16 protein-coding genes are annotated in these 18977 nt (G+C 72.9%); 7 read left to right on the top strand and 9 right to left on the bottom strand.

The annotated features are described in order from the left end of the window. Positions 1-631, top strand: a 631-nt coding sequence (locus KM933_RS36865) for a hypothetical protein (protein ID WP_221361276.1), incomplete at its 5' end; no start/stop codon positions are given. Between the two features lie 120 nt (positions 632-751). Here the strand turns inward: KM933_RS36865 and KM933_RS36860 are convergent. After that, on the bottom strand, positions 752-1222 hold the full coding sequence (locus KM933_RS36860) for a MarR family winged helix-turn-helix transcriptional regulator (protein WP_221361274.1): 471 nt from the start codon (positions 1220-1222) through the stop codon (positions 752-754). Positions 1223-1346: 124 nt separating this feature from the next. Between KM933_RS36860 and KM933_RS36855 the strand changes: the two genes are divergently transcribed. Continuing rightward, the gene (locus tag KM933_RS36855; RefSeq protein WP_221361263.1) at positions 1347-2369 is read left to right on the top strand and encodes an NADP-dependent oxidoreductase; all 1023 of its coding nucleotides are present in this window, start codon (positions 1347-1349) and stop codon (positions 2367-2369) included. A gap of 153 nt (positions 2370-2522) precedes the next feature. Here the strand turns inward: KM933_RS36855 and KM933_RS36850 are convergent, their stop codons facing one another. Beyond that, the gene (locus tag KM933_RS36850) at positions 2523-3674 is read right to left on the bottom strand and encodes a serine hydrolase domain-containing protein (protein ID WP_221361262.1); all 1152 of its coding nucleotides are present in this window, start codon (positions 3672-3674) and stop codon (positions 2523-2525) included. A 278-nt stretch (positions 3675-3952) separates the two neighbouring features. On the opposite strand from KM933_RS36850, the gene KM933_RS36845 reads away from it, so the two are divergent. Continuing rightward, positions 3953-4774, top strand: coding sequence for an EI24 domain-containing protein (locus KM933_RS36845; protein WP_221361260.1), 822 nt, complete (start codon positions 3953-3955; stop codon positions 4772-4774). A gap of 55 nt (positions 4775-4829) precedes the next feature. On the opposite strand, the gene KM933_RS36840 is transcribed toward KM933_RS36845, so the two are convergent. Further along, the gene (locus tag KM933_RS36840; protein WP_221361258.1) at positions 4830-6083 is read right to left on the bottom strand and encodes a pyroglutamyl-peptidase I family protein; all 1254 of its coding nucleotides are present in this window, start codon (positions 6081-6083) and stop codon (positions 4830-4832) included. A 293-nt stretch (positions 6084-6376) separates the two neighbouring features. Here KM933_RS36840 and KM933_RS36835 point away from each other — a divergent pair, with 293 nt between their 5' ends. Then, on the top strand, positions 6377-8815 hold the full coding sequence (locus tag KM933_RS36835; protein WP_221361256.1) for a glycoside hydrolase family 3 protein: 2439 nt from the start codon (positions 6377-6379) through the stop codon (positions 8813-8815). A 55-nt stretch (positions 8816-8870) separates the two neighbouring features. On the opposite strand, the gene KM933_RS36830 is transcribed toward KM933_RS36835, so the two are convergent. Beyond that, a complete protein-coding gene (locus KM933_RS36830) occupies positions 8871-9782 on the bottom strand; it encodes an SGNH/GDSL hydrolase family protein (RefSeq protein WP_221361279.1) in 912 nt (303 codons plus the stop codon). Positions 9783-10047: 265 nt separating this feature from the next. On the opposite strand from KM933_RS36830, the gene KM933_RS36825 reads away from it, so the two are divergent. Further along, positions 10048-10542, top strand: a complete 495-nt coding sequence (locus KM933_RS36825; protein ID WP_221361246.1) for a DUF3145 domain-containing protein — start codon at positions 10048-10050, stop codon at positions 10540-10542. A gap of 155 nt (positions 10543-10697) precedes the next feature. Here the strand turns inward: KM933_RS36825 and KM933_RS36820 are convergent, their stop codons facing one another. From KM933_RS36820 to KM933_RS36800, 5 genes are all read right to left on the bottom strand, one after another. Next, positions 10698-11993, bottom strand: a complete 1296-nt coding sequence (locus tag KM933_RS36820; RefSeq protein WP_221361244.1) for a beta-ketoacyl-[acyl-carrier-protein] synthase family protein — start codon at positions 11991-11993, stop codon at positions 10698-10700. Between the two features lie 86 nt (positions 11994-12079). Further along, positions 12080-12328 (bottom strand): acyl carrier protein, encoded by a 249-nt coding sequence (locus KM933_RS36815; protein WP_055611752.1) that lies wholly within the window; start codon positions 12326-12328, stop codon positions 12080-12082. Between the two features lie 73 nt (positions 12329-12401). Further along, positions 12402-13433, bottom strand: a complete 1032-nt coding sequence (locus tag KM933_RS36810; protein ID WP_221361242.1) for a ketoacyl-ACP synthase III — start codon at positions 13431-13433, stop codon at positions 12402-12404. 22 nt (positions 13434-13455) lie between these two features. Further along, the gene (locus tag KM933_RS36805; RefSeq protein ID WP_221361240.1) at positions 13456-14373 is read right to left on the bottom strand and encodes an ACP S-malonyltransferase; all 918 of its coding nucleotides are present in this window, start codon (positions 14371-14373) and stop codon (positions 13456-13458) included. A gap of 89 nt (positions 14374-14462) precedes the next feature. Then, positions 14463-15668 carry a PucR family transcriptional regulator gene (locus KM933_RS36800; RefSeq protein ID WP_221361238.1) on the bottom strand — a complete coding sequence of 402 codons (1206 nt, stop codon included), beginning with the start codon at positions 15666-15668 and terminating at the stop codon, positions 14463-14465. A gap of 84 nt (positions 15669-15752) precedes the next feature. Between KM933_RS36800 and KM933_RS36795 the strand changes: the two genes are divergently transcribed. Continuing rightward, positions 15753-16418, top strand: a complete 666-nt coding sequence (locus KM933_RS36795) for a pirin family protein (RefSeq protein WP_221361278.1) — start codon at positions 15753-15755, stop codon at positions 16416-16418. 138 nt (positions 16419-16556) lie between these two features. Further along, positions 16557-18977, top strand: a 2421-nt coding sequence (locus KM933_RS36790) for a HelD family protein (RefSeq protein WP_221361236.1), incomplete at its 3' end; no start/stop codon positions are given.

The following is an 18977-nucleotide window of genomic DNA, read 5'->3' as shown; positions in this document are numbered from 1 at the left end:
CGACCGCCGCGACCGCCGTGACCGCCGCGACCGGAAGGCCGCGCTGCACCGGCGGCGGCGCAGGCGGGCGCTGCTGGCGGGGGCGGGCCTGCTGCTGGCCGCCGGCGGGCTGAGCCTGGCGGAGCTGGGGGTGGAGGTGCCGTTCTCCGAGCCGAGGGCTTCGTCGGGGGAGGGGTCGTCGGCCGGGTCCTCGGCCTCCGCGGACGGCTCGTCGTCGGCGGGTGCCGGGTCGGCGGGGGGTTCGGCCCCGGAGGCGCCGGGGGTGTCGTCCTCGGCTTCGGCCTCGAAGAGCTCCGAGAAGTCCGAGAAGGATCAGGACAAGGACGGCAAGGACGGCAAGGACGGCAAGGACGACGAGGACGGCGAGGGCGGCGAGGACAGGGACGGCAAGGAAGAGGACGGGGGCGGGGACGAGGGCGGGAACGGGCAGGACGGGGATGCCGGTTCGGCCGACCCGTCGTCGCCGACGGCCGGCCCCACGTCGTCGGCTCCCGCGGGGGAGCCGGGAACTCCGGGCGATCCGGAGCCCTCGGACCCGGGCGCTCCGGAGCCGCCCGCGACGCCGGATCCCCCGGACCCGGACCCGAGCCCCACAGAAACGTGCGACCGGTTTCTTTGGTGGTGCTCGTAGCCGGGGTGACCTGCGGTCGGCGGTGACCTGGGGCCGTGGTGATCTGCGGCGCGGTGAGGGCTTGTCGCGCAGTTCCCCGTGCCCCTTCGGGGTCCGTGCCCTTTCAGGGTGCGCGGGGGCTCACACCCCGGCCGGGCTCCGTTCCCCCGTCTCGGCGGAGTCGTCCAGCATGCGCAGCAGCAGGCCCCGCAGGGACATCCGTTCCTCCCGGGACAGCCCCGCCAGGGGCTCGCGCGCGAAGCGCAGGGACTCCCGCAGGTCGCGTGCGACCCGATGCCCCTCCTCCGTCACCGCGGCCAGCTTCACCCGCCGGTCCGACGGGTCGGGCCGGCGCTCGGCCAGCCCCCGCGCCTCCAGCCGGTCCACGATCCCGGTCACGTTCGAGGGCTCGCACTTCAGCTTCTGGGCCAGCCTCCGCATCGGCAGCGGCTCCAGCGCGAGCAGACTCAGCAGCCGTGCCTGCGCCCCCGTCAGCGCGTGCTCCGCCGCCGCGTCCTCGTACTCCTCGTGGTAACGGGCCACGACCGTGCCGATGAGGTCGACGACCTCACGCGTCAGTGGGTCGGACGGGGGAGTCTTCTGGGTGCCCATGGCCGACAGGCTACTCCGTTGCTTGACATCATGAAATATTCAGGAGCATGGTTGTTTCACCTGCTGAAGCATTAGCCGACGTGTGGAATGCGCGGCAACCGTTGCACCAAGAAGGGCGTCCCCCATGACCGACACGGCCCAGCTCCCCACCACGAACCGCGAATGGCACCTCGTCAGCCGCCCGGTCGGCTGGCCGAAGCCCGAGGACTTCGCCCTGGTCGAGGCCGAACTGAAGCAGCCCGGCCCGGACCAGGTCCTGGTGCGCAACAAGCACGTCTCCGTGGACCCCTACATGCGCGGCCGCATGAGCGCCGCGAAGTCGTACGTCGCCCCCTACGAGCTCGGCAAGGCCATGCAGGGCGGCGCGGTCGGCGAGGTCGTCGCCTCGAACGCGGAGGGCATCGCCGTCGGCGACCACGTCCTGCACTTCTTCGGCTGGCGCGAATACGCCGTCGTCGACGCCAGGCAGGCCACCAAGGTGGACCCGGACGCCGCGCCCCTGACCACCTACCTCGGTGTCCTCGGCATGACCGGCCTCACCGCGTACGCGGGCCTCCTGCGCACCGCCTCCTTCAAGGAGGGCGACTCCGTCTTCGTGTCCGGCGCGGCCGGCGCCGTCGGCAGCCAGGTGGGCCAGATCGCGAAGCTCAAGGGCGCCTCACGCGTCATCGGCTCGGCCGGCTCCGACGAGAAGGTCAAGCTCCTCGTGGAGGAGTACGGCTTCGACGCGGCCTTCAACTACAAGAACGGCTCCGTGGGCGAACAGCTCAGGGACGCCGCCCCGGACGGCGTCGACGTCTACTTCGACAACGTCGGCGGCGACCACCTGGAGGCCGCCATCGGCTCCCTCAACCTGCGCGGCCGTATCGCCGTCTGCGGAATGATCTCCGTCTACAACGACACGGAGCCCGCCCCCGGCCCGAAGAACCTCGCCCGCCTCATCGCGACCCGCGGCCGCATCGAGGGCTTCCTCGTCGGCGACCACTACGACCTGCAGCCGCAGTTCGTCCAGGAGGTCGGCCCCTGGGTCGCCTCGGGCGAACTCAAGTACCGCGAGACGGTCGTCGAGGGCATCGAGAACAACCTGGAGGCGTTCCTCGGGGTCCTGCGGGGCGACAACACCGGAAAGATGATCGTCACGCTCTGAGAGAGCGGTCCATCGGGCAGGGCCCGCCGCCGACGGTCAGGTGCGGGCCGCTTGTGGCTGTTCGCGTAGTTCCCCGCGCCCCCAGGAAGGGGCGCGGGGAACTACGCGAACAACCCCCACTGGGCGGCACCCGGCCTGCCAGCCCTCCCCGGTTCACTCGGCGGCGAGCGCCGCCGAGTGGACCGCCAGCACCAGCTGCTGGTTCTCCGGCGCCGCGCCCCCGGGGAACGCGATCCGCCGCCGTGTGTACCCGTACGCCAGTCCGCTGCGCGGATCCGCGAACGCCTGGGAGCCGCCCGCCCCGCTGTGCCCGAACGTCCCGGCGCCCAGGAACGGGTGCCACATGTCGGCGGTGGCCTGGAAGCCGAGTCCGTACGACTTGTGCGCCCGCGCCACCAGGTCGTACCCCACGGAGTGGATCTGCCCCACCTCCGCCACCGTGTCCGGCTTGAGGAGCGCGGCCCGGCCCCCGACGCCGATCGCCGCCGCGTACATCCCGGCGAGTCCGCGCGCGGAGGCGACCCCGCCGGCGGACGCCTGCCCCAGCGCCCGTACCGTGCGGGAGTTGGGGAGGTCGGCCGGCGCCACGGCCCCCGGTACGTGCTCGTTGAACGCGATCGACGCCAGCGTGTGCGGCCCCCGCGGTGTCGAGTCCAGCAGCGCCTGCTCCGGCGGCGCGGGCGCCATCGGCTGCACGGGCAGGTAGCGGTGCTCCTCCGACTCGGGCAGCCCCAGGTGGAAGCCCAGCCCGTACGGCGCCCGCACCCGCTCCTCGTACAGCTCCTGGAGCGTACGGCCCGTGACCCGCCGTACGACCTCGCCCGTCAGCGCGCCGACGACGAGCGCGTGGTAGCCGAAGGCCGTGCCGGGCCGCCAGAACGGCTTCTGCGCGGCCAGGCGCTCGGCGATGATCCGGTCGTCGGCCAGTTCGTCGAGGGTGAAGCCCGCGTCCGTCCCGACCACTCCCGCCCGGTGGGCCAGCACCTCCCGCAGGGTGATCGCGGACTTGCCCTCCGCGGCGAACTCCGGCCAGTAGGACGCCACCTCCCGGTCCAGTTCCAGCGTGCCGTCCTGCACGAGCAGGGCGACCAGCAGGTGGGCCGCCCCCTTGGTGGACGAGAAGACCCCGAACAGCGTGTCGCCGTCGGTGTCCGCGCCGGTCCAGAGATCGACGACCCGCCGCCCCCGTACGTACGCGCTCAGCTGGCCGGCGTAGTCCGGTGGTTCGGCGCAGACGACGGACGCGAACTCCTCGCGCACCGCCTCGAAGCCTTCGGCGACGGTGCCGTGGATCTCCTGTGCCATCCGTGCTCTCCTCGCTCCCTGGATCCCTGGATCCCTGTTCCCCATGACATTGCCGGCAAGGCCCGGGCCCTCTGGGGAGATTTCCCCGGCTGCGGCTACGTGAGGGCTGATCGCGCAGTTCCCCGCGCCCCTGAGGGGCTGCCCCCGACAGAGGTCGCGGAGGGCCGACCCGCCAGGGGCGCGGGGAACTGCGCGACCGGCCACCGCGGACCCGCACCCGAAGGTCGGACGAGCGGCCGGACGGAGTCCCGCCCGCACCACCCCGGTAGGGTTCACGCATGCGTGATCTCGGGGTCGGATTCAAGTATTTGCTGCGCGGCCAGCGCTGGGTGGCCCGCCACGGAAAACAGTTCGGTTTCGGACTGCTCCCTGGCCTCGTCACCCTCGTGCTGTACGCGGCCGTCCTCGTCGCCCTCGCCCTGTGGGGCGCGGACTTCGTCGGCTGGGCCACCCCCTTCGCCGACGACTGGACGAGCCCCTGGCAGGCTCTCTTCCGCGGCTTCCTGACGGCCGTCCTCTTCGGCCTCGCCCTCCTCCTCTCCGTCCTCACCTTCACCGCCGTCACCCTGCTCCTCGGCCAGCCCTTCTACGAGAGCCTCTCCGAGAAGGTGGACCGGGACGTCTCCCCGGACGGCACGGCCCCCGAGTCGGGCCTCCCGCTCTGGCGCGAACTCGTCATCTCGACGCGGGACAGCATCCGGATCGTGGTCAGGGCCCTGGTCTGGGGTGTGCTCCTCTTCGCGCTCGGCTTCGTCCCGGTGATCGGCCAGACCGTCGTCCCGGTGATCGGCGTCTTCGTCACCGGCTTCTTCCTCACCGAGGAACTGACGTCGATCGCCCTGCAGCGCCGCGGTGTGGTGGTCCGCGACCGCCTCGCCCTGCTGCGCTCCCGCAGGACGCTGGTCTGGGGCTTCGGCACCCCGCTGGCGCTCGTCTTCCTGGTCCCCTTCGTCGCGGTCTTCCTGATGCCCGGCGCGGTCGCGGGCGCCACCCTGATGGCCCGCGACCTGCTGGGCGAGGAGACCCGCGAGGAGAACCGGGCCGCAGAGGACCCGGCCGGAGCGGATCCGGCCGGATCCGCGGGTCCCTTCGGCCACTGAGGACAGCCTGCCGGTGCCGTCAGCCGGGAGCGGCGACCGGCACCGGCCGCCGCCGTCAGCCGGTCGCCTCCGCCGCCACCGTCACGATCGACCGCACCTGCGCGACGATGTCCAGCCGGTTCCGCACGAACTGGGCGTCGGTGACCGTCCCGCTCTCCGGATCCGTGTTGTCCGCGCCGAACTCCAGCACCGGCGTGTGGACATGGCCGCCGGGCAGCGAGCCGCCCAGTCCGAGCCGGTCGCGCAGGAGCGTCGCGCGGTACGCGATCTCGTTGGACAGGTAGTCGCCGCCCCCGCCGGCCCGGGCGGCCGACCCCGCGGTCGGCCCCGCGGGGCGCACGACGGGCGCCGTTCCGCCCGCCGGGATCTCGGTCACCGACGTGTTGTCGTACACGGGGAACCGTCCCGTGTCCGCGGCGACGATGTCCTCGTACGGCAGGGTCGTCGACGTCCACTGCGGCTGCGAGGCCGGGTCGGTCACCGGGACGAGCCCGGTGCGCGAGACGTTCTCGTTGTCCGGGAAGCCGCCCCGCCAGGCCCCGTTGGTGCGCTCGATGTCGATGCGGCCCACCCGGCCCTGGCTGACCGTCGCGAACAGGTCGAGGCGGGGGAGGTGCGGGCGCAGCGTCCGCTCGACCGTACCCGCGGCGAAGTCCTCCCAGCGGACGGGGAAGACCGCGGTCTCCACGCGCGCCGGACCGTCCGCCGTCCTGATCACCGTGCCGTCCAGGGCCAGCGCGGTCGCCCCCGACGGGTTGGAGATCCGTGTGTCCCGGTCCAGCGTGAACGGGTCGAAGCCGGTCACCAGGATCCGCTTGACCTTCTTCGACTGCGGGTACCGGATGCTGTCCTGGCCCCGCGAGGTCCGCTCCAGCGCGCCGAGCAGCTCGGCCCGCCGGGCCTCGGTGAGGCCGAACTCCGGCTGCCACTGGCGTACTTCCCGGGTCATGCCGAGCCGTGCCCAGTACAGCGGCCGGTCGTCGTCCCGGCTGAGGTCGCCGCCCGCGTCGCCGCGGCCCTGGGCCCGGTCCACCGCCCGCTGCCACAGCCGGGCGCCCTGCCGCTCGACCAGCCGCTCGGCCTGCGCGTACGAGCGGGCCCCCGCCAGGGCGCGGGCGAACTCCGGGGCCACCGTGTCGAACCCGGACCGGGCCAGGATCTCCCGGGGTGCCGCCCGGTCGAGCCGCTGCTCCTCCACGGTGGGCGCGGCCGCGGCCGCGGGGGCCTCGGCGGCGAGTGCGGGCGGCGCGGCGAGTCCCGCCAGCAGGGCCAGGCCGAGGGTGCCGAGCCGAACACGTATGTGCGTCAAAGTGGTTCAGATCCTTCCGTCGCGAGTGGGGACGTCGTCGGATGGCGGCAGTATGCGCGACGCGCGGGGCGCACGCCATGGGACACGACACACGCGACGCAGGGGACCCGCGGAGCGCTTGTGACGGGAGGGGACGGGAGGGGACGGGGCGGGACGGGACGACGAAACCCGCTGACCGACAGGTGACACGTGCAGAATGAGGACGGAACGGACTTCGACGTGGATTCCGACGCGGATTCCGGAACGGATTCCGGAACGGACGTCGACGCGGATCTCAACGAGGAGGCACGGCCATGGCAGGAACCCGGCCCACCCCGGCGGACCAGGCCCGCGAGGCGGTGGTCGAGGCCGCCCTCGCGGCCCTCGACCTGGACACGAAGGCGCGGCTGCTCGCCGGACAGGACATGTGGTCCCTGCCCGCCGTGCCCGGCATCGGGCTGGGGTCGCTGGTCATGTCCGACGGCCCGATCGGCGTCCGGGGGGTGCGCTGGACCTCCGACGACCCGTCCGTCGCCCTGCCGTCCCCGACCGCGCTCGCCGCCACCTGGGACCCCGGCCTGGCCCGCCGCGCCGGCCGCCTGCTGGCCCAGGAGGCCCGCCGCAAGGGCGTCCACGTCCTGCTCGCCCCGACGGTCAACCTGCACCGCTCCCCGCTCGGCGGCCGCCACTTCGAGGCGTACAGCGAGGACCCGTACCTCACCGGGCGGATCGGCACCGAGTACGTGAAGGGCGTGCAGGAGGGCGGGGTCGGGACGACCGTCAAGCACTTCGTGGCCAACGACGCCGAGACCGACCGCTTCACCGTGGACAACGTGGTCTCGCGGCGCGCCCTGCGCGAGCTCTACCTGGCCCCCTTCGAGGCCATCGTCCGGAACGCCCGCCCCTGGGGCGTCATGACCGCCTACAACTCGGTCAACGGCACGACGATGACCGAGCACCGGTACCTGGTGAACGAGGTCCTGCGCGGCGAGTGGGGCTTCGACGGCTTCAACGTCTCCGACTGGACGGCCGCCCGCTCGACCGTCGGCGCCGTCGAGGGCGGCCTGGACGTCGCGATGCCCGGCCCGACCACCGTGTACGGGCCCGCGCTCGCCGCCGCCGTCCGGGCCGGCGAGACCGACGGGGCCCGGGTCGACGAGGCCGTGCGCAACGTCCTGCGCCTCGCCGCCCGCGTCGGCGTCCTGGAGGGCGCCGAACCCGTCGTCACCGACCCGCCCGCCGCCGTCGACGGCGAGTCGCTGGCCCGCGAGATCGCCCGCCGCGCCTTCGTCCTCGTACGCAACGAGGGCGCCCTCCCGCTCCCGGCCGGGCGCTCGGTCGCGCTCCTCGGCGCCGCCGCCCGTGACGCCCGCGTCCTGGGCGGCGGCTCCGCCACCGTCTTCCCCGCCCGGGTCGTCTCCCCGCTCGACGGCCTCACCGCCGCCCTGCCCGAGGGCGCGCTGACCTACGCGCTCGGCGCCGACCCCAGCGAGGAGCTGACGCCCGCCGGTCAGGGCTTCGACCTGCGGGCGGTCTGCCGCGACGCCGCGGGTACCGTGCTGGGCACGGGCTCCGCGCCGAACGGCCACCTCCAGTGGATGGGCGACGACCTGCCCGACGGCGTCACCCACGACCGCCTCCACAGCGTCGAGCTGACCGGTACCTTCACCCCGCGCGAGAGCGGCCTCCACCGGTTCGGCATCAAGGGAGTGGGCTCCTTCACCCTCACGATCGACGGCACGGCGCACTTCGACGGGGTCCAGGGCGCCGACGAGGACGACCCGTTCGCGGCGTTCTTCGGCGACCCCGTGGAACACGCCGCGGTGGACCTGACCGCCGGCCGCGCCTACGACGTCTCGCTGCGCCACACGGTCGTCGTGCCCGAGGACGTGCCCATGCGGGTCGTCAGTTTCACGCTGGCCCACCAGGAGCCCCGGCGCGACCCCGACGAGCTGATCGCCGAGGCCGTGGCGGCGGCCCGCGCCGCCGACACGGCGGTCGTCGTGGTCGCCACGACCGAACGCGTCGAGTCCGAGGGCTTCGACCGTGCGGACCTGCGGCTCCCCGGCCGCCAGGACGACCTGGTGCGCGCGGTCGCCGCCGCCAACCCGAACACGGTGGTGGTCGTCAACTCCGGCTCCCCGGTGGAACTGCCGTGGCGCGACGAGGTCGCCGCGGTGCTCCTGAGCTGGTTCCCCGGCCAGGAGGGCGGCGCCGCCCTCGCGGACGTCCTCACCGGCGCCCACGAGCCCGGCGGCCGGCTCCCCACCACCTGGGGCTCCCTGGCGGACGCCCCGGTCACCCGGGTCACCCCCGTCGACGGCGAGCTCCCGTACACCGAGGACCTCTTCATCGGCTACCGGGCCTGGGAGAAGGAGGGCCGCACCCCGGCGTACCCCTTCGGCCACGGCCTCGGCTACACCGACTGGACGTACGACGGGATCGAGGTGACGGGCACGACGGTCACGGTCCGCGTCACCAACACCGGTTCCCGCGCGGGCCGGGAGACCGTCCAGCTCTACGCGGCCCCGTCACCCTCCGTCCCCGGCCGCCCGGTCCGCCACCTCGCGAACTTCGCGACGGTGGAGGCGCTCCCGGGCGAATCCGTCACCGCGACGGTCGAGCTGCCGGTCCGGACCTTCGAGGTCTGGGACGACCGGACGGACGCCTGGGCCCTGGCGAAGGGCACGTACACCGTCGAGGCGTCCCGCTCCCTGACGGACACCAGGCTGAGGGCGACGGTCGTCGTCTAGCGGTCCAGCGCCGTCACTCCAGTGACCAGCGCCGTCATTCCGGTGGCCGGCGCCGTCACTCCAGCGGCGTACGCGAGGTGATCCCCGCGTACGCCATCTCGGCCAGCCGCGCCTGGCCGTTCCTGCTCGGGTGGAACCAGTCCCAGGGACTCAGCTGCGCCGTCCCGAACCGGTACTCGAAGACGGCCCCGCCGTCGAACCGGCACAGCCGGTCCCGGTCGCACACCTCCTCCAGCACCGTGTTGTACGACTCGACCCGGTCCTGGACCCGGTCCCGCCGCGCCACCGCCGCCGGGTCCACGGCGTCCGCGTCGGCGAGCATCGACGGGCAGATCCCCAGCTTCCAGATCTGCTTGCCGAGCTGGTTCTCCCGCCCCTGCGACCACAGCCGCTTGAGGTCGGGCACGCTCGACACGTACACCTGCGTCTTCGGCAGCGTCCTGCGCAGCGTGGACAGCGCGTCCTGGAACTGGGTGCGGAACCGCTCGACCGGGGTCATGGCGGACACCGACGACCGGCAGGCGTCGTTCGCCCCGGCCATCACCGTGACCAGCTCGGGCCGCTTCGCCGCCGCCCGGACCATCTGACCGGACAGGTCGGCCATGCGGGAGCCGGTCACCGCGTAGTTCCAGCTGCGCCGCTCGGCCCCGGACGCCCCCAGGAGGCGCACCGCGAGGCTGTTCACCTCCGTGTCGGTGCCGGTCGCCCACGAGGACTCGGGGCAGTCGGACAGCACCGAGCAGGCGTCGAACCCGCGGGTGATCGAATCGCCGACGGCGGCCAGCGAACCGGGGCTGCGGTCCCAGGCGGGCGTGGGCTTCGGCGACGGCTTCACCCGCGCGCCGGTGCCCGACGGGCCCGGGGAGTCCCCGCCGACCGCGTCGCACCCGGTCAGTCCGGCGACGCCGACGAGAGCCGCCACGGCGGCCGCGGCCAGGCCCCTCGAACGGTGACCACGGTTCCACATGTTCGGTTCCCCTCGCTCGTCAGGCAACGGCGGCCCGCTCCTCGGCGTCCTCCCGGGTGGCCGGGTGCGCCCGGGGGACGCCCCCGATCCCCCGGCCGGGGGCCCGCCACGCGTCCCGCCGGGTGAAACCTCCGTGTTTCCCGGCGCCGGGACCGACGGTACGTCACACTCCTGGCGCCGCCGCACGGTAGCCTCAGCCACGTGGCTGCCCCGCCACTGAACGACCCGCCCAGCTGCAAAGTGCCCGCTCTGTCCGGAGGCCCCAGTGACCACACGTGGAGTTCTCTACGTGCACTCCGCGCCGCGCGCGCTGTGCCCGCACGTCGAGTGGGCGGTCGCGGGAGTGCTCGGCACCCGGGTGAGCCTCGACTGGATCCGGCAGCCCGTCGCGCCCGGCACCTGGAGGTCCGAGTTCTCCTGGAAGGGCGAGGTCGGCACCGCCTCCAAACTGGCCTCGGCGCTGCGCGGCTGGCAGATGCTGCGTTTCGACGTCACCGCCGAGCCGTGCGCCACCGCCGAGGGCGAGCGCTACAGCTGCACCCCCGACCTCGGGATCTTCCACGCGGTGACCGGGATCCACGGCGACATCCTGATCCCCGAGGACCGTCTGCGCGCGGCCCTGGCCCGCGCCAGGCGCGGCGAGACCCAGCTGGAGTCGGAACTCCCCAAGCTCCTGGGCAAGCCCTGGGACGACGAACTGGAACCCTTCCGCCACGCGGGCGAGGGCGCCCCGGTCCGCTGGCTCCACCAGGTGGTCTGACCTCAGGGGACGCGCCCCGAAGGGCCGCGATCCTTCAAGGGCGCGGGGAACTGCGCGCCCAGCCCCCACCGGACCCGCGCGTACCCACGAACGACAAGCGGCCCGGCCCTCGAAGAGGACCGGGCCGCTCACCAAAGCTACAGAATCAGCCGGAATCAGACCGTGCGGAACGCAAGAACGACGTTGTGCCCACCGAACCCGAACGAGTCGTTCAGCGCGGCGATCCGCCCTTCGACGGGCAGCTTCCGCGCCTCCCCGCGCACGATGTCCGCGGTCGCCTCCGCCTCGGGGTCGAGGTTCTCGACGTTGATGGTCGGCGGCGCGATCCGGTGGTACAGGGCCAGCACCGTGGCAACGGTCTCCACCCCGCCCGCCCCGCCGAGCAGATGTCCGGTCATGGACTTCGTACCGGACACGGCGAAGTGGTCGGCGTCGTCGCCGAAGACCTTCCGCAGCGCCTTCAACTCGGCCACGTCCCCCGCCGGGGTGGAGGTCGCGTGCGCGTTGACGTGCACGATCTCCGCCGGGTTCAGATCGGTCGTGTCGAGCAGGTTCTGCAGGGCGTGGGCGATGCCCCGCCCTTCCGGCTCCGGCTGCACGATGTCGTGGCTGTCGGCGGAGATGCCCTGGCCGACCGCCTCCGCGTACACCCGGGCCCCGCGCGCCGCGGCGTGCTCGGCCGACTCCAGCACGACGACGCCGGCGCCCTCGCCGAGGACGAAGCCGTCCCGGCCGAGGTCGTAGGGGCGCGAGGCACCCTGCGGGTCGTCGTTCCTCTTGGACATCGCCATCATGTTGCCGAACGCGGCGATGGGCAGCGCGTGGATGGCCGCCTCCGTGCCGCCCGCGACGACGACGTCGGCGCGGCCGGTGCGGATCATCTCGATCGCGTAGCCGATGGCCTCGGCGCCCGAGGCGCAGGCGGAGACCGGGGTGTGCACACCGGCGCGGGCGCCGACGAGCAGACCCACGTTGGCCGAGGGGCCGTTCGGCATGAGCATGGGCACGGTGTGCGGGGAGACGCGGCGTACGCCCTTCTCCTTGAGCACGTCGTACTGGTCGAGGAGGGTCGTGACACCGCCGATGCCGGAGGCGATGACCGCGCCGAGCCGGCTGGGGTCGACCGCCGCGCCCGCCTCGTCGGCGTCCGGCGTCCCCTCACCGGCCTTGCCGGTGTACCCGGCGTCCGCCCACGCCTCCTTGGCCGCGATCAGCGCGAACTGCGCCGAGCGGTCGAGGCGGCGGGCCTGCGGGCGCGGAATGACCTCGCCCGGCTCCACGGCGATCTGCGCCGCGATGCGGACCGCCTGGTCGGCGGCCCATTCCTGCTCCAGAGGGCCGACACCGGAACGTCCGGCGACCAGGCCCTCCCAGGTAGAGGCTGCGTCGCCACCCAGCGGTGTGGTTGCGCCGATACCGGTGACGACCACAGTGCGATTGGTCGGGCTCACGGGAATTCTTTCTCCAACGGATACGAGGATTCAACGGCGCCACCGCCGGGTGGCGGGGCCAGCAGCGACCGGGGGTGAGGGGTGGCTCAGCCCTGGTGCTTGAGGATGTACTCGGTCGCGTCGCCGACCGTCTTGAGGTTCTTGACGTCGTCGTCCGGGATCTTGACGTCGAAGCGCTCCTCGGCGGCGACGACGACCTCGACCATGGACAGCGAGTCGACGTCGAGGTCGTCGGTGAAGGACTTCTCCAGCTGGACGTCCTCGACCGGGATGCCGGCGATCTCGTTCACGATGTCGGCGAGACCGGCGACGATCTCTTCCTGAGTGGCGGCCATGTCAGGCGCTCCTTCTTGTGTATCCAGAGGGGGTGGCGGTACTGCCGCCCGGAAGGATCCGGACGGTGGGTGCCTAGGGGAGGGTAACGACCGTCGCGGCGTACACGAGACCCGCCCCGAAGCCGATGACGAGCGCGGTGTCGCCGCTCTTCGCCTCGCCGGTCGCCAGGAGCCGCTCCATTGCGAGCGGGATCGAGGCGGCCGAGGTGTTGCCGGTGGTGCGTACGTCACGCGCCACCGTGACGTGCTCCGGCAGCTTGAGTGTCTTCACCATCGAGTCGATGATCCGCTCGTTGGCCTGGTGGGGAATGAAGACGTCCAGGTCGTCCGCGGTGAGCCCGGAGGCGTCCAGCGCCTCCTTGGCGACCTTCGCCATCTCGAACACGGCCCAGCGGAACACCGCCTGGCCCTCCTGCGTGAGGGCGGGGAACTTGACCTCGCCCCTGGAGTCGACGGGGAGCTGGGAGAGGTCGCCGACCCTGAAGCGGTCCCAGGGGACGGTCTGCTTGATCGTGTGGGACTTGTCGCCCTCCGACCCCCAGACCGTGGGACCGATGTGCGGCTCCTCGGAGGGGCCCACGACGACCGCGCCCGCGCCGTCGCCGAACAGGAAGGCCGTCGCGCGGTCCTCCAGGTCGGTCAGGTCGGACAGCCGCTCCACGCCGATGACGAGTACGTACTCCGCCGAACCGTCGACGATCATGCCCTTGGCCAGGGTCAGTCCGTAGCCGAAGCCGGCGCAGCCCGCCGAGACGTCGAAGGCCGCGGCCTTCGCCGTGCCGAGCCTGTCGGCGATCTCGGTGGCGACGGCCGGGGTCTGGCTGAAGTGGGAGACGGTGGCGACGACGACGGCGCCGATCTGCTCGGCGCCGATCCCGGCGTCGGCGATCGCCTTGCCGGACGCCTCGATCGACATGGCCGCGACGGTCTCCTCGTCGTTGGCCCAGTGCCGGGTCTCGATGCCGGAGCGCGACCGGATCCATTCGTCGGACGAGTCGATGCGTTCGAGGATCACCTCGTTCGGCACGACACGGACCGGGCGGTAGCCGCCCACCCCGAGGATCCGCGCATACGGGGCGCCCTTGCGTGCCTTGATCTTCGACATGCCCTGTCGGCTCCTCACGCGCTCAGGCCGAGGCGTGCTCGGCGATGAGCTCGCGAGCCGCTTCGAGGTCGTCGGGTGTCTTCAGCGCCAGCGTCCGCACGCCGGGCAGTGCGCGTTTGGCGAGACCGGCCAGCGTGCCGCCGGGGCACACCTCCAGCAGCGCGGTCACGCCGAGCTCCTGGAAGGTCCCCATGCACAGGTCCCAGCGGACCGGGTTGGCGACCTGGCCGACCAGACGGGAGACGACCTCGGCCCCCGTGCCGACGGTCCGGCCGTCCTTGTTCGAGACGTACGTGACCGTGGGGTCGGCCGGCGAGAACTCCGCCGCGGCGGCGGCCAGGACGTCGACCGCCGGGGCCATGTGACGGGTGTGGAACGCGCCCGCGACCTTGAGCGCCACCACCCGGCGCACGCCCTCGGGCTTGTCGTCCGCCAGGGCGGCCAGCTCCTCCAGCGTGCCGGCGGCCACGATCTGGCCCGCGCCGTTCACGTTCGCCGGGGTCAGGCCGAGCTTCTCCAGGTGCGGGATCGTCACCTCGGGGTCACCGCCGAGCAGCGCCGACATCCCGGTCCGGGTGACGGCGGCGGCCTCGGCCATCGCCAGGCCCCGCTTGCGCACGAGCGTCAGGGCGGTCGTCTCGTCCAGCACGCCCGCGAGCACGGCGGCCGTGATCTCGCCGACGCTGTGCCCCGCGACCGCGCCGGGCGCCACGGCACCGAGTGCCGAGGCGGACAGCAGACCCGCCGCGACCAGCAGCGGCTGCGCGACGCCGGTGTCCCGGATCGCGTCCGCGTCGCCTTGCGTCCCGAAGTGGGCAAGGTCGAGCCCGATGGCGTCCGACCACGCGGCGACGCGGTCAGCGGCACCGGGAAGGTCGAGCCAAGGGGTCAGGAAGCCGGGCGACTGGGCACCCTGGCCGGGAGCGACGAGTACGAGCACTCTCACACTCTCTCTTGTGGACGGGCACGGCCGCCCGTGGGGACAAGGACGAAGAACAGGAGGGGGAATTGTGGATTCCCCACAAAAGCCTAGAACTGGGGATCTCCAGCGGCCAGACGCCCCAGGATCAGCGCGATCCGCAGCGTGAACGCCGAACGCACATCGGAGGGTGACCAACCGGTGACATCAGTCACACGTCGAAGCCGGTAGCGCACGGTGTTGGGGTGCACGAAGAGCATCCGGGCCGCCCCTTCGAGACTGCTCGCCTGTTCGAGATACACGCTGAGCGTCTCCAGGAGAGCGGACCCGGCCTCCTCCAGCGGTCTGTAGATCTCCTCCACCAACTGGTCGCGCGCCGCCGGGTCCCCGGCGATCGCGCGCTCCGGGAGGAGGTCGTCCGCCAGCACCGGCCGGGGGGCGTCCTGCCAGGCGAAACACGCCTTCAGCCCGGCGGCCGCCGCCTGCGCGGAACGGGTCGCGGCGAGCAGGTCGGGCACCACGGGCCCGGCCACCACGGCTCCCGCCGCGTACGGCCCGATCAGGGACTTCGCGACGCCGAGCGGATTGTCGCTGCCGCCCGCGATGACGACCAGCCGGTCACCGAGGACACCGGTGAGCACCTGCAGTTTGGCGTGCCGGGCGGCCCGCCGGATGGCCTCCACGGTCAGCTCGCTGTCACCGTCCGGTGCCGTGCCCAGCACCACGCACACATGCTCGGGCGAGTTCCAGCCGAGGGCCGCGGCACGGGACACCGCCCCCTCGTCCGCCTCGCCGGAGAGGACGGCGTTCACCACCAGCGACTCCAGCCGGGCGTCCCAGGCACCGCGTGCCTCGGCGGCCTGCGCGTAGACCTGGGCGGTGGCGAAGGCGATCTCCCGCGCGTACACGAGGAGCGCCTCGCGCAGCACGTTCTCGTCGCCCGGGACGGCGACCTCGTCGATCGCGGACTCCATCACCTCGATCGTCGTCCGCACCATCTCCACGGTCTGGCGCAGGGTGATCGCCCTGGTCAGCTCGCGCGGGGCGGTGCCGAAGACGTCCGTGGAGATCGCCTGGGGCGCCTCCGGACGCCGGAACCACTCGGTGAACGCGGCGATGCCGGCCTGCGCGACGAGGCCGATCCACGACCGGTTCTCCGGAGGCATCGCCCGGTACCAGGGGAGCGTCTCGTCCATGCGCGCGATGGCCTGGGCGGCGAGACTGCCGGACGACTTCTCCAGCCGCTTCAGGGTCGCGGTGTGCGCCTGGGCGGCGCGCGCGGCGCGTTCGATGTTGCTGGGTTCGGGTTCGGGCACGGAACAAGACTGCCTCATCAGGACGGCACGATGCGGCGGAGGGTCGCGGGCGGCACGCCCGGCAGGGCTACCGTGGGGTGCGTGATGGACGTACGGCGCGCCGGGGAGCGCTACCGCGGAGGTGATCCGGCGGCCGGGATCGAGTCCCTGCACGCCTTCTCCTTCGGCCCGCACTACGACCCGGACAACCTCCGCTTCGGGGCCGTCCTCGCCTGCAACGAGGAGCGCCTCGCCCCCGGCGCCGGCTTCGACGAGCACCCGCACAGCCACACCGAGATCGTCACGTGGGTCGTCGAGGGCGAGCTGACCCACCGGGACAGCGCCGGCCACGAGTCCGTCGTACGCCCCGGCGACGTCCAGCGCCTCAGCTCGGCGGGCGGGGTCCGCCACGTGGAACGCAACGACGGCCCGGCACCCCTGCGCTTCGTCCAGATGTGGCTGGCCCCGCTGGAGCCGGGCGGCGACCCGGCGTACGGGATCGTCCACGGCATAGCCGACTCCACCCCGTACGCGGTCCCGGAGGCGGGCGCGATGCTGCACGTGCGCCGTCTGGCCCCGGGGGAGCGGACGGCGGTCCCGGACGCCCGCTTCCTGTACGCGCACGTCGTACGGGGCGCCGTCGAGCTGGACGGCGTGCCGCTGGACGCCGGGGACGCGGCGCGCGTCACGGACGCGGCGGGCCTGGCGGCGGTGGCCCGGGAAGAGGGGGCTGAGCTGCTGCTGTGGGAGATGTCGGCCCTCGCCCGTTGACGCCACCGTCGTCGGTCCGGCCTCCTGGTGCGGACCCCGGACCGTGGGTCACCGTCCGGTTTCTGATAGTCATGTTCCCGGGGACGGGCGTATGCCCGTAGCGGCGTCTTGCGAGGCGCCGCAAGGGAGGGGGAACACATGACCACCACCACACGCGACGACGTCATCGCCCTTGAGCAGAAGGCCGTGGACCACGCGTACGCCTGTTACGAGGCGCGGTTGGCCGAGATGACCGGCACGGCGGCCGCCACGGCGTCGGCCAGTGGTAAGGACGGCATCGCCAACCGGAAGGACGCGGAGCAGCGAGCAGAGGCCTACGGCAGTCTCGGGGGCGAGTCACTGGTCTTCGCCCGCGTCGACGCGCCGGAGGATCCCGGCGGCGAGCCCAGACCCTGGTATGTCGGGCGGCGTCCCGTCTCCGACGTCCGGACCCGTGACACCGTCGTCGTGCTCTGGACCAGCGGTATGGCCACCAAGTGGCTCGAGGCGCAGCAGGAGGCGCCGGGCGACGTCGTTCTGCGGCGACGGCTGCGCTGCGCGGAGAACGTCGTCGAGGGCTACTCCGACGAAATTGCCGCGCCCGGAGCGCTTCCCCGGACCGCGCCCGAGACACCCTCCGGCACCGCTCCCGAGGTCACCCCCGATACGGGCCTCGTTCCCACGCCGCGACCAGCCGCCGACGATGCCACGACGACCGGGCGGCCGGGCACCGTGAAGCGCGGGGAGCGTCCGCCGACCCGCACTCCCGCCGACCTCGCCCGTATCCAGCGCCGCAGGCCCCCGCAGCCGGACGACTTCCTCCTGCGTGAACTGCAGCGCTCGCGCAGCGGCCGGATGCGGGACATCGTCGAGACGATCCGCCGTGACCAGATGGCCCTGGTCACGGGTTCGCCGAGCGACATCCTCGTCGTGCAGGGCGGGCCGGGCACCGGTAAGTCCGCAGTCGGCCTGCACCGCGTGACCTGGCTGGTCAACAATGAGCACTTCACGGCCTCGGACATCCTCGTCATCGGTCCCCACCAGCGGTTCCTCGACTATGTCGGCCAAGTGCTGCCCACCCTCGGCACCCGCGACGTCAACACCGTCCAGTTGACCCGCTTGTGGGAGGGTGAGGTGCTCGGCGCCGATACCCCGCGGACACGGTTGGTGAAGTCCGACGAGCGCATGGCGGCCGTCCTGCACCGGCGGGTTGAGCGCGAGTGCCGCCCCGGGACCATCGACGCCCTTCTCGCCGCCCCCTCCTTCGAGGACGACGAGCCGGCGTTCACCGTCACCGCCGGCAGCACCACCCTGCGCGTGCCGCGCTCGCAGGTCCTTGCCCTGTGCGAGCAGGCGCGCGACGGTGACGGTGCCTACCGCGAACGCCGTGATCGCTTCCGCAGCCTGCTCGTCGACCGCCTCCTGACCGAGCTCGCCACCGTCGCCCCGCGACGCGGTGCGGACGGCACGATCCGCCGAAGCCTGGAACGCAACCGCAAGGTCGAGCGTCTCCTGGATCGCGTCTGGCCCTCGCCCGGTGCACTGGAGGCCCTGCGTAGCCTCTACGACTCGTCCGACCTGCTGCGCACCTGCGCCGAGGGCGTCCTCGACGACGAGGAGCAGGCCGCCCTGCACCGTCCCCGCGCCGCCACCGCGGACGGTGACCCTTGGACCCTGGACGACCTCGTCCTGCTGGAGGAACTCCGCTACCTCATCACCGGCGAGATTCCGCGCCGCTACGGCCACATCGTCGTCGACGAGGCCCAGGACCTAACCCCTATGCAGGCCCGCACCCTGCGCCGACGCGTCGCGCGGGGCGGTTCCATGACCGTCCTCGGCGACCTTGCCCAGGCCACCGGTCCGCACGCGCACACGGATTGGGAGGAACTGGGCGCACTGCTGTCCGACCACGGCGACTGGCGCGTCGAGGAACTGGTCACCAGCTACCGCGTGCCCGCCGAGATCATGGAGTTCGTCGCACCGTTGGCCCGCACGGTCGCCCCCTCACTGTCCTACCCGCAGGCGGTGCGCGAAGCCGGCGAAGGTGCCGTACGGGCCGTCGAGACCGAGCCGTGGCGGCTTCTGGACGACACCGTCGCCCAAGCCGTCCGCCTTCTCGGCAGCAGCGACGGGCACACCCTGCGCTCGGTGGCCGTCATCGTCCCCGACGACTCCGGCTGGCTCGACGAGATCACCCGCTGCCTCGACGAGGCGCCCGGCCTCAGCCGGCAGGAACGCGAGACGGTGTCCGTGCTGGCCGCCGCCCAGGCCAAGGGCATGGAGTACGACCACGTCCTCGTGGTGGAACCCGCCACCATCGCCGCCCGGGGCCCGGCCGGACTGCGTCAGCTCTACATCGCACTGACCCGCAGCACCCAGACCCTGACCGTCCTGCACACCGCGCCGCTCCCGGAGGCCATCACGAACACCGGTACCGACGACCCCGCGGAACAGCCGCTCCTCAGCACCGCACCCGACACCGACGGTACCGCCGACAAAACTGGCGGGCCGGTCACGGCGGCGGGGGACACCCCCGGGATCGGCACCGACATCAGGGTGCGCGTGATCGGTCACGCCACC

The sequence above is a fragment of the Streptomyces beigongshangae genome (assembly GCF_019710745.1).
Classification (GTDB): domain Bacteria; phylum Actinomycetota; class Actinomycetes; order Streptomycetales; family Streptomycetaceae; genus Streptomyces; species Streptomyces beigongshangae.
Note: the sequence above shows the minus strand (reverse complement) of the source record. Positions and strands in the feature narration are given on the sequence as shown.

Bases quoted from the DNA above. Each gene is read 5' to 3' on its own strand.
- KM933_RS36860 (WP_221361274.1), bottom strand. From the start codon at position 1,222: ATGGGCACCCAGAAGACTCCCCCGTCCGACCCACTGACGCGTGAGGTC.
- KM933_RS36855 (WP_221361263.1), top strand. From the start codon at position 1,347: ATGACCGACACGGCCCAGCTCCCCACCACGAACCGCGAATGGCACCTC.
- KM933_RS36850 (WP_221361262.1), bottom strand. From the start codon at position 3,674: ATGGCACAGGAGATCCACGGCACCGTCGCCGAAGGCTTCGAGGCGGTG.
- KM933_RS36845 (WP_221361260.1), top strand. From the start codon at position 3,953: ATGCGTGATCTCGGGGTCGGATTCAAGTATTTGCTGCGCGGCCAGCGC.
- KM933_RS36835 (WP_221361256.1), top strand. From the start codon at position 6,377: ATGGCAGGAACCCGGCCCACCCCGGCGGACCAGGCCCGCGAGGCGGTG.
- KM933_RS36830 (WP_221361279.1), bottom strand. From the start codon at position 9,782: ATGTGGAACCGTGGTCACCGTTCGAGGGGCCTGGCCGCGGCCGCCGTG.
- KM933_RS36815 (WP_055611752.1), bottom strand. From the start codon at position 12,328: ATGGCCGCCACTCAGGAAGAGATCGTCGCCGGTCTCGCCGACATCGTG.
- KM933_RS36810 (WP_221361242.1), bottom strand. From the start codon at position 13,433: ATGTCGAAGATCAAGGCACGCAAGGGCGCCCCGTATGCGCGGATCCTC.
- KM933_RS36795 (WP_221361278.1), top strand. From the start codon at position 15,753: ATGGACGTACGGCGCGCCGGGGAGCGCTACCGCGGAGGTGATCCGGCG.